Annotated in this window: 9 protein-coding genes; 3 read left to right on the top strand and 6 right to left on the bottom strand. The window is 34.0% G+C overall.

Annotated features, from left to right (window positions below):
* Positions 1–7: 7 nt before the first annotated feature.
* The 3 genes from STERM_RS01645 to STERM_RS01635 all read right to left on the bottom strand — a co-directional run bounded on the left by STERM_RS01645 (position 8) and on the right by STERM_RS01635 (position 8,016).
* Positions 8–217, bottom strand: a complete 210-nt coding sequence (locus tag STERM_RS01645) for a hypothetical protein (protein ID WP_012859811.1) — start codon at positions 215–217, stop codon at positions 8–10.
* A 791-nt stretch (positions 218–1,008) separates the two neighbouring features.
* Positions 1,009–1,569, bottom strand: a complete 561-nt coding sequence (locus STERM_RS01640) for a TetR/AcrR family transcriptional regulator (RefSeq protein ID WP_012859810.1) — start codon at positions 1,567–1,569, stop codon at positions 1,009–1,011.
* 75 nt (positions 1,570–1,644) lie between these two features.
* Positions 1,645–8,016, bottom strand: a complete 6,372-nt coding sequence (locus tag STERM_RS01635; protein ID WP_012859809.1) for an autotransporter domain-containing protein — start codon at positions 8,014–8,016, stop codon at positions 1,645–1,647.
* Positions 8,017–9,271: 1,255 nt separating this feature from the next.
* Between STERM_RS01635 and STERM_RS01630 the strand changes: the two genes are divergently transcribed.
* The 3 genes from STERM_RS01630 to tnpA all read left to right on the top strand — a co-directional run bounded on the left by STERM_RS01630 (position 9,272) and on the right by tnpA (position 11,434).
* On the top strand, positions 9,272–9,790 hold the full coding sequence (locus STERM_RS01630) for a CarD family transcriptional regulator (RefSeq protein WP_012859808.1): 519 nt from the start codon (positions 9,272–9,274) through the stop codon (positions 9,788–9,790).
* A gap of 150 nt (positions 9,791–9,940) precedes the next feature.
* Entirely contained in the window at positions 9,941–10,768 is an 828-nt protein-coding gene (locus STERM_RS01625; protein WP_012859807.1) for a Cof-type HAD-IIB family hydrolase, read from the top strand.
* 198 nt (positions 10,769–10,966) lie between these two features.
* Positions 10,967–11,434, top strand: a complete 468-nt coding sequence (tnpA, locus tag STERM_RS01620; RefSeq protein ID WP_012859806.1) for an IS200/IS605 family transposase — start codon at positions 10,967–10,969, stop codon at positions 11,432–11,434.
* 175 nt (positions 11,435–11,609) lie between these two features.
* Here the strand turns inward: tnpA and STERM_RS01615 are convergent, their stop codons facing one another.
* The 3 genes from STERM_RS01615 to STERM_RS01605 all read right to left on the bottom strand — a co-directional run bounded on the left by STERM_RS01615 (position 11,610) and on the right by STERM_RS01605 (position 14,719).
* The gene (locus STERM_RS01615) at positions 11,610–12,089 is read right to left on the bottom strand and encodes a pyridoxamine 5'-phosphate oxidase family protein (RefSeq protein WP_012859805.1); all 480 of its coding nucleotides are present in this window, start codon (positions 12,087–12,089) and stop codon (positions 11,610–11,612) included.
* 112 nt (positions 12,090–12,201) lie between these two features.
* Complete coding sequence (locus tag STERM_RS01610) at positions 12,202–12,960, bottom strand: DeoR/GlpR family DNA-binding transcription regulator (RefSeq protein ID WP_012859804.1); 759 nt, start codon at positions 12,958–12,960, stop codon at positions 12,202–12,204.
* A 289-nt stretch (positions 12,961–13,249) separates the two neighbouring features.
* Positions 13,250–14,719 carry a bifunctional metallophosphatase/5'-nucleotidase gene (locus STERM_RS01605; RefSeq protein WP_012859803.1) on the bottom strand — a complete coding sequence of 490 codons (1,470 nt, stop codon included), beginning with the start codon at positions 14,717–14,719 and terminating at the stop codon, positions 13,250–13,252.
* Positions 14,720–14,831 lie beyond the last annotated feature (112 nt).

Below are 14,831 nucleotides of genomic sequence, written 5' to 3'. Positions count from 1 at the left end.
TGCACTCCTATTTTTGATTTTTTTTAAGATATTTCAACACCTTATTGTATTCTGTTTTATGCCATGCTACATCTTTTTTAGCTTCATAATCTGATATTTTATCAGCTTTTTTCATTTGTTCTTCTATGTCTGGCAGTTTTAAATTTTGATTATTTTTTTTAGCACCTAATATAAAACAACTCATCATAATTGCTATTGCAAATATAAGTTTCCTCATTCCTCCTCTTCCTCCTCCTTTCAAAAATAGTGATACTTAAACAAGTTTTTATTCGTATTTGTTAAATTTTACGAATAAAAAATTATTCTTTCATGCATCAAATATTAGTCTGACAAATAATTATAAAAAAATTTTTTTTCTATTAAAATTGACTTTAAAGCTCAAATTTAGTAAAATATTCATAATCATTTATTCGTAAAATTTAACAAATACGTACATTTTTTTAATTATTTATATAAATATATAAGTTTTTTTCTAATCATTTTTTCTTTCTTATAAAATTTTAATATTTATTTTCTATAATTTTATATTAATATAATAATTTCAATTACTAAAAAAAAGTATTTTTTTTATCATAATCAGTATCAAAATTTTTATTTTTATTAAAAATATAATTTTTTGAATATTAAATTTTAATAATTATTTTCATTTTTATTGCATAAGCACTTGTAATTACATATGATATTGTTCTACAAATATATTTTTGTTATCTATTTTTTTATATTTCAAAAAATCAGCTATTCTCAGTAATACCAAAAGGGACTGTATCAAAACAGAACTTTCCAAATACCTGAATACAATATATTGATATCATTATGTAATTTATCACAATATTTTGTAATCAAATTTCAAAAAATTTTATTTTGATACAGCCCTTTATAAACGGTCAAATTTAATAATTGTTAATAATGAAAACTCATATCTCAATCAACAGCAAACTAAACAATATTTAGAATCAAAGTTTTCTTTTGTGATATTCTTGAAATAATCACCCAAACTTGGACACTGCTTCATATTCCATTGTCTTCTTTACCTTCATTTCCCCAAAAAGAGAGATAAATTTCATTTATTTCCGCAGAAGTCAGATTTCTTTTTTTTAATAATTTATTTTCATATAATACTTCGTATACCGAACCTAAAAACATATTCAGTTTTAATGCTATTCTTTTTTCATGCTCAGTGTTCAAATCCTGATTTACCAGCATATTTTTAAAATTCAGCAGAAGATCTCTTGAATTTGATTTTTTTTCCAGATAGCTGCTTCCTTTCATAGTTATTAAAAAAAATAATATATCTTCTCTTTTTTCCAAAAATCTGATTAGCTTCTCAGTCAGCTGAAATAAATTATTTTTTTTGTTTATATCCAATTTTACCTTATCCAGACTATCTGCTATTTCATTAATCGAATATTCCAGCACCTCTCTATATAACTCATTTTTACTTTTAAAATGATAATATAAATTCCCCGGACTTATATCCATTTTTTTTACTATCTCACCTATTGAGGAATTCTCAAGTTTCTTCTCTTTTATTACCTCCAATGTCATTTTTATAGCATCTTCTCTATTCATTTACATCCTTTCGCAAAGAAGAAAAAAGAAACTTTTAACAAATATTCAAAAATTTCTTTTTTTCTTATTCCTTAATTAAAACACCGCTTTTAATACCACACCTGTTCTGTAGTCATTTTTACTGTTATTGCCTGTTTTATACTCCCCTGTCAGAAATATTCCGTATCTGTCTGCTGCTTCCAATCCCACAGCTGCTTTTGTACTGAATATTCCGTTTTCATCCTGTGGCTTTGATAACTTGTGATATCCGTCCTCTATTGCATTCAGCTTTGCTTTTTCTCTTACATTCATATCAGCAAGTTCATATTCATATAAAAAATCAAGAGTTCCCTTTAACTGCCAGTTTCTTCCTAATGATACTTTCCCGTTCAGTTCCAGACCTGCTCCGGGCTTCACACTCCACACATCATTTCCTTCTATTTCCAAAGCCTCAAGACCGCTTTCACTGAATGACGGTCTTGTCACATACATTAATCTGAATGCGCCGTAAGGCATTAGGCTTACATTTTTACTGAGCTCTATTTCTTTTCCAAGTATATTGTCACTTGTTACACTGTATGTCTCATACGTTCCATTCATTTCTGATCTGTTATTCGGTGACGGCCAGTCTATATTTCTGTCTGTATTATGAATACTTGCTCTTCCCGTAAAATCATTTCTTAGCGCCCAGCCGTTTGTCTTATATTTATTATGTACTCCAAGCTGTATTGTATCTACCCATTCCTCACTTTCATTTCCGTCCTGGAATTCAAATCCTGTGTGAGTATAACCCAAAGAATAACCAAAGGTATGTTTATATGTTCTTTCTACTTCACGCAGAGCCAGTATTCCTGTCGTTGTATAATCATAGCCTGCAACTCCGTCTGTTTCCTCTTTGTTCTTACCTTTTCCTGCTATTACACCCAGCTTTACATTTTCTTTTGTATTATTTTCTGAATTCTGCAATAATTGTAATGTATTTTCAAATGCTCCTGTTATATCTTCTTCTCTCTGATTTATATTAGCATATATATTGCCTGCCATACTTCCCATTACATGTCTGAAATCTACTTCATTTTCTATAAGATCAATTTTATCATATATTTTCAAAGCATCATCATTTCCTGCAGAAGTATATTTTTCATCAAGAGTTCTTCCAAAATCCTCATACCAAAGTCCGTCAGTAAATTTTGAATAAGAAATTCTGGTCATCCATATATCGATATTTCCCTTGGAATTAGTCACAGGAGTGGCTTCCCAGGTTAATGATCTGCTTTTTACGGCAATATCAGAAGAATTAGCCGCTACATTACTGCCCGAAACAAGGACATCCTCCAGTTTATATTTGTTCAAATTTGTTCCTAGAGCATAATCAGCTGTTATTTCCATAGCATTACTTATGCTGAATGAAGGTGCCTTTATTTTTACCGCATTAGATATTAAATATTCAGCATCCATATCAACATTATCGTACCCTCCGGATGAAACAACCGAAGTTTCCGGCGTTGTCATAGAAGAAGGATCTACTTTTATAGTAACCTTTAGTCCGTCAGTTTCAAATTTTTCCAATACCTGTATTACTCCTGAGTTGATTATTTCCGGAGTGTCGTATGCTGTCATTTCTCTATAGCTGTTTCCTGCTGCTATACTGTTAGTTATTATTTCTCCAGTTCCGGAAACTACAAGGGTTGATTTGCTGTCTAAAACAATTCCTGCTGCATTACTCCCCGCCGCATAAATTTTTCCGTTATTTATAACTGTGGCTCCTTCTACTCCGTATATCCCTTTGGAATTATTTCCCGTTACATTTATGATACCGTTATTTATTATTTGTGATCCGCTGCCTTTTCCGGCCATACCGATGGCATCTTTTCCGGAAACAGTAATCAAACCGCCGGTTTCATTAACTATAATTCCACCTTCGGTATACATTCCTATAGACTGAGTTCCTACTGCTGTAATATTCCCTGTGTTTTCTGCTCTTCCACCTTCTGCTGCTATACCTACAGCTCCAGAGCCCGCATATATTGTCCCGGAATTACTAATGGCAGAGTTTACTCCATAAATTCCCACAGCATATTCTTCATTTGCAAGGATTGAATCACCGACGGAGATTACTCCGGAAACATCATTTAAAACCGAACCGCCTTTATTATATATTCCAACATTAGCTGTTCCTGCAGTTCCTGTTATGGTACCATAGTTTTCTACTCTTGCACCGTCAAAAGTATAAAAAGCTATATTATCTGAACCGTTCATTATTATATTACCGTTATTAATATTCGTTCCGCCGCCTGCATATACGAAAACGGAATTTGTTCCAAGAGACACATTATTAGCTGTATTTGAAAATGCACTGTTCGTTAGTACAAAGCCGTAACTGTTATTATTTACACTCATATTTGAAGCATTTGAAATACCTGCATTTTCAGCATAAACCCCTGCTGCATTAGTCCCTAGACTGAACGAAGCATTACTGGTTATATTGGCTGCTCCCCCTGAAAGATATAGACCTATCCCGTTCGTTCCGACATTCAAGGCTCCGTTTTGATTTACCGTCCCGTTATTACTATATATCCCTACAGAGTTTTCTCCGGAAGCTATACTGCCGTTATTGTTAATTACAGATGACGAGCTGCTGTATATTCCTATGGAAGGATTATCAGGATCAGAAGAAGCCCCGATTGTAACAGCGCCATTATTGGTTATTGAGGTGCTGTTAGCTCCTGCTGTATAAATTCCCATGGAATTTGCACCTGTCATATTTATATACCCGTCATTAACAACGGTATTTACTGTATCAGCAAACAGTCCGACAGCTTTTTGTCCTGCACTCTCAATACTTCCAAAAGCCATATTATTAACAGTATCCCCGTTCTTTACATATATAGCCTGTGAATTCGCACCAATGCTGATAAATCCGCTGTTTTGTCCAAGAGAACCTGATCCGGATGTAATTATGGCACCGGAATTATCATTTACCTGAATTGTTCCTGTATTACCAAGTCTTGTTCCGTTTGTTCCGTATAATCCGGCAGATGCATTTCCTAAAATAACAGTTCCTGCATTCTCACCGTCTACCCCTGCACTCATTCCGGCCGGCAGTGTTCCTCCGGCAGTATACTGCCCGTTTAATACAATTGCTCCTATATTTTCTGCTCCAGGGTTAGCATAAACACCTCCCGGATTGCCTATATAAGCAGCTGTTCTTACTCCGTTTATCAGAGTTCCGTTGCTTTCTAAGGCAGCTGTCCCTGTATATGTATATATACTGTCAACCATGGCATTTAGTGTATATGTAGAGCCCGATGTTACAGTCCCTACAGTAAAGTTATTTGAAACAGTTGTGCTGGCTCCGGGTATCATCAAAATTATGTTCTTACCGTCGATATTTATAGTTCCCGTTCCGTTAAAAGCTGTTCCTCCTTCCAGATAAAAGCCTATTGCATTGTCCCCCAGCAGATTAATTACAGATCCGTTTAAAGTTACATCACTATCTTTCGCGTACAAAGCTATTCCTTTTTCACCTACACTTATCGTCGAGCCACTGTCTGTTACTTTTGTTTTTTCTGCATAAACAGCTGTTCCTCCTGATGAACCTGTCATGTTTATTTCTCCGGAAGATAAATCCAGTGTAAAATCATTGGATGAAACTGTTCCACCTGAATTATTTCTGGAATATATTCCGACAGAATTAGCCTTTGAACCGCTTGTAACTGTTCCGGAATTCACTATAGAGGTCTTTCCGTCGCCAAAAGTCTGGCTTACCCCGTCTGCTTTATATGATGTAGCGTAAATTCCAGCTCCGTTGATATAGATATCTCCCGAGTTTTGTACACTTGTTCCGTTTGTAGCGTATAATCCTACGGAATTATCTCCGGTTAATTTTATAATTTTACCGCTGCTGTTATTTATTATTCCATAATTTGTATAAATTCCCATGGAATTATTCCCGCTCAATATTATGGAATTATTATTTGTAATAGTTACGGCACTTTTTGCAGATAGATCTTCATTTTCTACAGCTATTGCCTTTTTATCTGCAAGAGTTCCCGTTATCTCACTGTTATTAACCACACCGGTTGCTGAAAGTCCTATAGTTCCCAGTATATCAGTATCTAAATTTGCATTTTGATCTACAGTCAGGTTACTTTTATATAACAGATAGCTTTTGTAACCAGTTCCCGATACATTTATTCCCACAGAGCCAAGTGTTGTTCTTAAATCCGGCAGATTGCTCAAATTCACAGCTGCATTATTGACAGACACAAGTATGGAATCCTGAGACATATTCAAAACAGAATTAGAACCGGATAAAAACATATTTGAAATATATCCGGACATTATTCCTGAAGTTATGGCCCCTAATGAAGAAGCATCATAATAAAAGGCTGCTCCGGAGTTCTCTATGTCTGCCTGTGTATTTGTCAAAGAAAATTTCCCGTTATTTGTCATATAAAATAACAGAGAGTTTGCTTTTGTGGTTAAAGCAGCATCTGTCAAAAGAATTTTTCCGTTTGAAGCATATAAATTTATTGCATTGTCTGCTGCTTCTATATTTCCGTTTACAGCAACAAGCCCGTTATTTTCGGAATATATCCCGACTGAATCTGTACCTGATACTTTGATATCCACATCTCCCGTACCTGAAGAAGTAAAAGTCCCGTAATTTGATGCATATATACCGACAGATCCCGACTGTCCGTTTAGCTTGATATCTTTAGTATTTGTTATATCAGCATTGTCAGTTACAGCAATCCCTTTTATCTTTCCTGAAGAAACTGCATTAATTTCTCCGCTGTTGACTACTGAGGTACCTGAACCTTTAGCATATATTCCTATATTATCTGTTCCATTGGAAATTATTATTTTCCCATTATTTTCTGTCGTTCCGTCTGTTGAATAAAGTCCTATATTATTTGTTCCGTTTGTCAGATTTATTATTCCATTACTGCCGTTTTTTAATAATCCGCCTTCATTTCTTAAGCCGATTGAATTAGCGGCAGAAGTCAGATCTATATTTCCCTCATTTACATATTTTGTATCACTTACATTTGAATAAATCCCGAATGAAGTTGATGATGTTACATTTATATTTCCTTTATTTACTACATTATCATCAGTATTGCCAATAGACCCTTTCAGTACAATTCCGCCTGATTTGTCTCCTTTTACATTTATTATTCCTTTATTAAGAATACTAGAAGCTGAATTCAGATTATTTAAATCCAAAGCTATTCCGTAGTTATTCAGTCCTCTGGTTTCTATCAGGCCTGTGTTAAGTGCATTAATAAGGAAAAGCGGTCTTGCTCCCATTTTATTTACAGCCATTCCGGATGAATCATTCCCGCCCATTATTATTTGACCGCTGGAAGTATTCTCCATTATATAGGTTGCATTTATATCAGTGGACCCCTCTGGGGTGAATATCATCCCAACCTGAGTTTTATTCTGTCCTTCTATTAAACCTGAATTTTTCAGAGTAGGGTGCTCTCCTCTGTTATCGCTCTGAATCTCCAGTCCTGCTGTGCTTAAAGCAGTCAGATATATTTTTCCGTAATTGGTAAAAGTCGTATAAACATTACTGGAAGGTTTTCCGAGATCTTCAGTAAGATCTACAGTCACTGCTCTCGTCTGTGATACATCTACATACATTATTGTATCTGAATCAGCATAATAATCTCCCGATATTGTATACTGTGCTATGGCATTAATTCCATCACTGGTCTTATAACTCGGCGAAGTCAGATTAACATTCCCATATTGTGTATTATTCGCCCACTGGGCACCTGTTATGCTTGTCCAGTTTGTATATGCGGAAAGTGAAGGAATCACAATATTTATTCCTGCCGGAGTCGTAATATTAATATTCGGCTGTGTAATACTGAACTGCGGCACATTTACCGGTGCTATGCTTCCTATTACAGGTACGGAAACATTCCCTATACTGAGAGCCAGATTTACCGGTACGACAGGAGACGGATTCAGAGTCAGAACATCTTTAACAACTTCTTTTACCTGTATATTGATTCCTAAATTAATATATTTCCCATCCTGTGCTTCCGCATAAGGCTTTACGGGTATTCCGTTAACTGAATGTTCCGTCAGAACATAATTGCCGTTCGCATCATAGTATCCTGACGTTTTTGAATTATATTCTGCATTTTCTCCGGTATTATCTTTTCCGTTATTATATTCTTCATAAAAACCTGAAAAAAATATCTGCCATTCCAGATACTCGGGTTTTTCTACATAATTCCCCTGTAGATACAAATCTTTCAGATCTTTATTCTTTTGTTTCAAAATATTTTCTATTAATTTATAATTACTGTTATTCGATTTGCCGGTTTGAATATTTTTTACTATATTGTTGTACAGTCTGTCTGTTTTACTTTCACCGGCTATTGCCGGCATTACCGCTAAAATATTTAATGCCAGCATCGTAAGCATTTTTTTATTCACTTTCATATTTTTCTTTTTTCTCCTTCAAAGTTTAAATGATTTTCTCCCAATTTTCTCGTTCTCTAACTTTTAATCCAAAAATTACTCTTCCAGAACATTGTTCCAAGAGAGTTAAAAGTAAAAAATTTTACTGGATAAATTAATATATCTTTCTGAATAACTCAATCATTTTACTAATCTTTCATTTTATTTATGGAAAGTTATAATCTATGAGTTTGTCAATAGAACGGAACTGTATTTATATCAATTATATTCTCTTTTTTTATATTTGTCAACTATTCTTAATTCTATATTATAAATTAAATGTGCGTTATTTTTAATCTTGAAAAAGCCCTATATTTCATATGATATTCTTGTAATCTATAGTTATAAAATACTAAAATCTAAATATCAATATTTTCTTTATCAAATCAAACGGTTTTACAATACTTTACAACTGTCAAACCTAAAATAACAAAAAATATTTCAAATTTATGAAAACATTGTTCCGAATTGATTTTACTATAAAAAAAGAAAAATCTATAAATTTTTCAAAATTTTGAACAGTTCTTTATTATATTAACCAGACTCTAAACTAGATTTTTTCTTTGTAGCCTTTCATCTGTAATATTATATTGCTAATCTGCTTTCAAAGCCGGAATTTTTTCTTTCAGTGTCTGAAAGAATACAGCATAAGCAGCACATTTCGAAGCAGGAAGTAACCGCCAGAAAAGCTTTTCACGCCTGCTGCCTGTATTCGCAAATATTTATTCTGAATAAATCTATAATCAGAAATACCGCATATGTGCAAATTCTTAAAAATATACTATTCCCTGTTATTTTCTATTGTTTTCGCCGAGACTTTTGCCAGAATGCCTGAATCCCACTGACAAATTCACGGGCAGCCTCATCTTAAGCATCAGAGAATTTACAAATATTGTCTGTTTTATTTCCATAATAACCACCGTTAATAATATTTTTTTGAATCTTTTAAGGAACGCTGTCATAAACTGCTGATTTTTATTAAAAATAAAAGGTGTAGATCCAAAGCCGGATTTACGCCTTTCCCGCCATTCGGCACTAACAATTACAGCATAAAATTTTTTTTCTTTTCAAATGATTAATTAAAATTTTTTTACTTACTAGCTAGTTTTGCAAAAATATGATAGAATATATATGTAACGTGTAGTTTGCTCTGGAGAAACGTAAGCCCAGTTATAGTGAGCCGCATGTTTTTATTTTTTTAAGATACCATCATATAAATGAAAGGAGCTGGTACATAATGTATAAAGTTAATGATACAGTTTTGTACAACACACATGGTGTGTGTAAAATCGTAGGGATTTCAGAGAAAGATTTTGGCGGAAATCATACTTCGTGCTATGCTCTCAAACCCGTTTACCGTGATAAATCCATGGTTTTTATCCCTGTAAACAGCAATAATGCACTGTCAAAAATGCACCGTATTCTGTCAGCAGATCAGATATATTCTTTAATTAAGGCTCTTCCCGCGGAATATCCCGTTTGGATTCAGGACAAGGACCAACGAAAGGAATATTACGAAAAAGTTTTATTGGGAGAGGACAGGGAAGAACTGATCATACTGATAAAAACACTTCATGTTTATCATCAGTCGCTGTTAGACCAAGGTAAAAAAATGCATGCAGCTGACCGATATTTTATGAAGGAAGCAGAAAAAAAGCTTCATGAAGAATTTGCATATGTTCTGAACATCAAGCCTGATGAGGTAATTCCTTTTATTACTGAGCAAATAAAAGTTGATGAAAAGGACGATATCTAATCACACATCCTGAATACTTTTTTATATTTACAATTTTATTATATTAAACTGTGGTTCTTTAAAACAAAATATGTTAAAATTATTACTGAATACTTATCTTAATTTTACACAAATTATAAATTGTAAATAAAAGAAAAAAGGAGATTCAAAATGGGATATAAGCTTATTGTAAGTGATATGGACGAAACCTTGCTAAATGATAATCGTGAAATCAGTGAAAACAATCTCAAAATGATCAAGCTTGCCAAGGAAAAATACGGCATAAAGTTTGTTCCTGCTACAGGACGCGGTTATGCTTCCATTCAGAATGAACTTGCCCGGCTGGGATTACATGATCTCCCCGGAGAATATGTAATTTCCTATAACGGGGCGATTATTACGGAAAATAAAGGAAATACACTGCTTCGATCAAACGGTCTGGATTACAATATCATGAAAGAGATATTTGATTTCGGGCTTACCAAAAACGTCTGTCAGCATGTTTACACTAAAGATACAGTTTATGTTTTTAATGTAAACCAGTATGAAAAAGAAAAGATGGACGGCTATAACGGAGGCCGTGTATACATGGAGGAGAATTCCGTTGATTTTTTGAAAAATGAAAAGATTTACAAAATTCTTTTTCAGAATCCTGATGTTCCATATCTTATGAGTCTTGAGAAACCCATGAAGAATCTCACAGAAAACTGTACTGTAAGCTATTCCTCGAATCGCTACATGGAGTTTAATTCCATAGGAATCGACAAAGGCAACGGTTTACGGTCTTTGGCTGAAATTTTGGGAATCGATGTTAAGGATACTATTGCAGTCGGTGATAACTACAATGATATTTCCATGTTGAAAACCGCAGGATTATCTATAGCTGTAAGCAATGCTGTCGATGATGCCAAAAAAGCTGCCCATTATGTAACTGAGGCAGACAATAACAAAGGAGCTGTAGCCGAGCTCATTGAAAAGTTTATTATTAATAGAATCTAGTTGATAATAGTAAAAGAGCAGATCCCCTTCCACAAGGGGTCTGTTTTTTTATTATAGACTTAAGTCAGTTGAGTACGCAAAGCGTACGAAACATAAAACCACCCGCTATGCGGGTGAGGAAATCGAAGTTGTACAAAAAAACACCAATCCAATATAATAGAAGTTGTTCAAGCTACTATTAGAGAGGATGGTGTAAGAATGGCTAAAAAAAGTAATAGCCTGTCTCATACAAAGTGGATGTGTAAGTACCATATTGTATTCACCCCAAAGTATAGACGAAAAATAATATATAATCAATATAAAAAAAGTGTAGGAGAAATATTGAGGAGTCTATGTAAATATAAAGGAGTAGAATTACTGGAAGGACACTTAAAAACGGACCATGTGCATATGTTGGTAAGTATACCGCCGAAAATAAGTGTATCAAGTTTTATGGGATATTTGAAAGGGAAAAGTGCGCTGATGCTGTTTGACAGGCATGCAAATTTAAAATATAAATTTGGGAATAGACATTTTTGGTCAGAAGGATATTATGTAAGTACAGTAGGTTTGAATGAAACGACAATAAGAAAGTATATTCAGGAACAGGAAAAACAGGATATAGCCCGAGATAAGCTGAGTGTGAAAGAATACGAAGACCCCTTTAGGGGTGGTAAGTCGGAGTGATAATAAACCTCTTTAAGAGGTAGCCACGAGTCAAAGACAATAGTAGCTTGAACGAAGAGAAAGCGAACGCCTTGAGGCGTAGTCAGAGACCCGTTGGCTTATAGCCAAGGAGCAAACCACCCCTTGAAGGGGTGGTCCTGATTCGAAAATTTCAAAAATTTTTATCAAATAAATTTTATTCCTTCTGCTTCTCTGTCCCTTTGGCAGTCATATGATGAATATCAATCACATAAGTATAAAAATGTCCCCATGCTCTTTCAATATAGTCTTTCCCCTCTTTCATATAATCCGGAGAATATTTTTTCAGAATAAGCTCCATGGCATGCTGAATTTCCTCTCTTTTTTCAAGCAGTGTTATTTCTCCGAATCCTATTACACTTTTATAATGTGTAGTAAATTCTGCGGGTTTTATATCATCTTTTTCCACGGCTGAAAATGAAATCTTATTATTTTGTAATATAGAATCGCATTTTTTCCCCTCCGTAGCACTATGAAAGAAAATTTTCCCGTTGTCATAAACAAAACTTACAGGAACAGAGTATGTATATCCGTCATCTCCTGACAGTGCAAGAGTACAGCAGCTCAGCTGTTCAAGCATTCGTACCGCTTCACTTTCAGGAAGCTTTTTCTTTATTCTTCTGATTTCCCTAAACATAATTTACCTCCTGCAAATACTATTATTTATCCGATTATAACAAAACCTCCGCTTTACTGCAACTGTATTCTTTATATTATAAAAATCCGTTTTTTCTAGGAATGTAATTTTCTTATTTAATTATATTGATAATCTGAGTATATTTTCCGTATTTTTCTCTGAGCTCTTTATCAAGCCTGCTGTCTGTTATTATTCCGTTAATTTTGTCAGTCTGATAAAAAGTATACAGATCCTTTAAGTCAAATTTATTGCTGTCGATTAATATATAGTTTTTCTGGGAATTATCCATAATAATTTTCTGAAGTCCGGCTTCCTCCTTATTGGAGTTTGTTACATTATTATTCTTAATTCCGTTAGCACCTATAAAACTTTTGTCCACTTTTATTTCTGACAAAATTCTGTCAGTTACATCTCCTATAAATGCACCTGACTTTTCCCGCCATATTCCTCCTGTTAATATCAGTTCAAAGTCATCATTTCCCTTATATTGTTCAAATATATAAAAAGAATTTGTGATAATTCTTATTCGTTTATTTTTTATATATTTCATCAGACACTCATTTGTAGTGCTTGCCCCGATAAAGATTATATCGCCGTTCTCTATATAACCCGCGGCCTGTCTTCCTATCTCTTCTTTTTTTGATATATTTATGTTCTTTTTCTGTAAATGTGTCAGCTCTGTTAATTTTGAATCTTCATTTCTGACAGCGCCGCCGTGAATTCTCTTCAGCATGTTTGAATCCTCCAGAAGTTTCAAATCACGCCCTATAGTCATTCTGGTAACACCAAGCTTCTTCATCAGATCATTCACAGAAACTATCCCGTGCTTTTCTATTTCTTTCATTATAATATCTATTCTCTTTTCTTTCATTCCTGCTCCCAAAAGTTCCTATATTTTTTGTTACAAAATGTTCTTATTTGTTACACTAATTTTACCCTTATTAATTTTACTTGTCAACTTCCAGATTTTCAGAATAACTGTTTCATGCTTATAAATATTAAACTCTGGCAATATTGCATATTTCGCAAGTATATTTTTCTAATATTTTCTTATTGCTGTATAACAGATTCTCTTCCTTATATTTCCGAGTATAATAAAATACACCTCTTCTCATCAGGTACATCTGACTTTTGAGGTGTATTTCACTTAATAAAGTTATTTATTTTTTTATTGTAACTCTGTTTTCAGGATTTTTGATATCCGGATGCTTATTTATATAGTTTATAAGCAGCTGTGCCATTGTTATATCAAAGCTATTTTCTATTTTTGTATCTCTGATTCCAAAATCGCTTATTTGTTCGTTACATGCCAAAACATAAATTTTATTCATATCTATAGGCTTTCCGTTAATCATAATATCTGTCATACGTGCTCCTGCCGGACGGCTGAAATCTACTGTAAAGGTCATACCGCTCACATGTGTATAAGCAGGACTTACTATTTTTTCCTCAGTATAATTATGTTCTATAAAGTCTACTATCTGTCTTCCCGTCATATTTCTTGTAACCGTAGGCAGTGTAAAAGGAAGTGCAGAAAGTACTTTACCGTATGTTACAGGCCCCTCCTCAATACTCTCGCGTAAAAAGGCGCCTACTGTTATTGATACATCAGCTCCTGTATATTCTCTTTCGGCATCTGCCAGTATAGAACCCAGATTAGTCTGTTCTGATCTTACGAACTCCCTTCTTCCTTCAAGGGTAAACGGTAATACCATTACCTTTTCATTCAAAATTCTGTCATTTTCTTTAGTTATTTTCTGTATTAATTCTTCAACATTTTTATCAGCAGAAATATTTTTAAATTCATCTGCTCCCAGAAGCTTTCCAGAAGCCGAAACTAATTTCTTATCCTCTATCCTAAGCTCCAGCATTCCCAGATATTCATTATACTGACCTGCATTAACCACAAAAGTTTCATTTATCTTCATTCCTTCTTTTATAAGTACATGATCATGACCATCCACAATAATATCAATTCCCGGAACAGTTTCCACCAGTTTTTGAACATTTACCACTGGATCTGTCTTCCCCAGATGTGCAAGAATTATTATAATATCTGCTTTTTTCTTCACAATTTTGACCTGCTTCTCCACTTCTTTTATTGCATCAGTAACTTTAAACCCTTTTAGCTTTGAATCAGTGGTAGCCACCATGGAATTCATCGGCGAAACACCTATAATTCCAATTTTTACTCCCTCAATTTCTTTGATAATATAAGGTTTAAATGCATGCTTGCCGTTATAATAAATATTTGAAGACAGAAACGGAAAGTTTGCAGCCTTTTCAAGCTCCAGAATCTGTTTCCCACCCTGTACAAAATCTGCATTTCCTGCTGTAAAAGCATCATACCCCATAAGATTCATCACATCCAGATTAGCGCGCCCCAGACTCAGATCTATCACGGGAAGCCCGTTAAAAGCATCACCGGCATCTAAAAAAAGAACATTTTTATTTGAAGCACGGTATTGATTTACATATGCAGTAACTTTCCCGTATCCTATGCTTTTATCGTCCAGACCTCTTCCGTGTGTATCATTCGTATGAAAAATAGTAAGCTTTACCTCTTTCCCGTAAATTATCCCCCCGATAAAATTCATAAACACAAAAAAAATTAATAATATTTTTTTCATACCTTCCTCCATTTCCGCAATATATAGTATTCCACAGATATTTCTGTCTAAAAATAAGGATTTTTCTTAGTTCTCTGTTTATATAAAAAAAGACAAAATCTAAAATAACATC

Source organism: Sebaldella termitidis ATCC 33386 (genome assembly GCF_000024405.1).
GTDB classification, from domain to species: domain Bacteria; phylum Fusobacteriota; class Fusobacteriia; order Fusobacteriales; family Leptotrichiaceae; genus Sebaldella; species Sebaldella termitidis.
The sequence above is the reverse complement of the archived record's forward strand: the minus strand, read 5'-3'. Positions and strand labels throughout refer to the sequence as shown.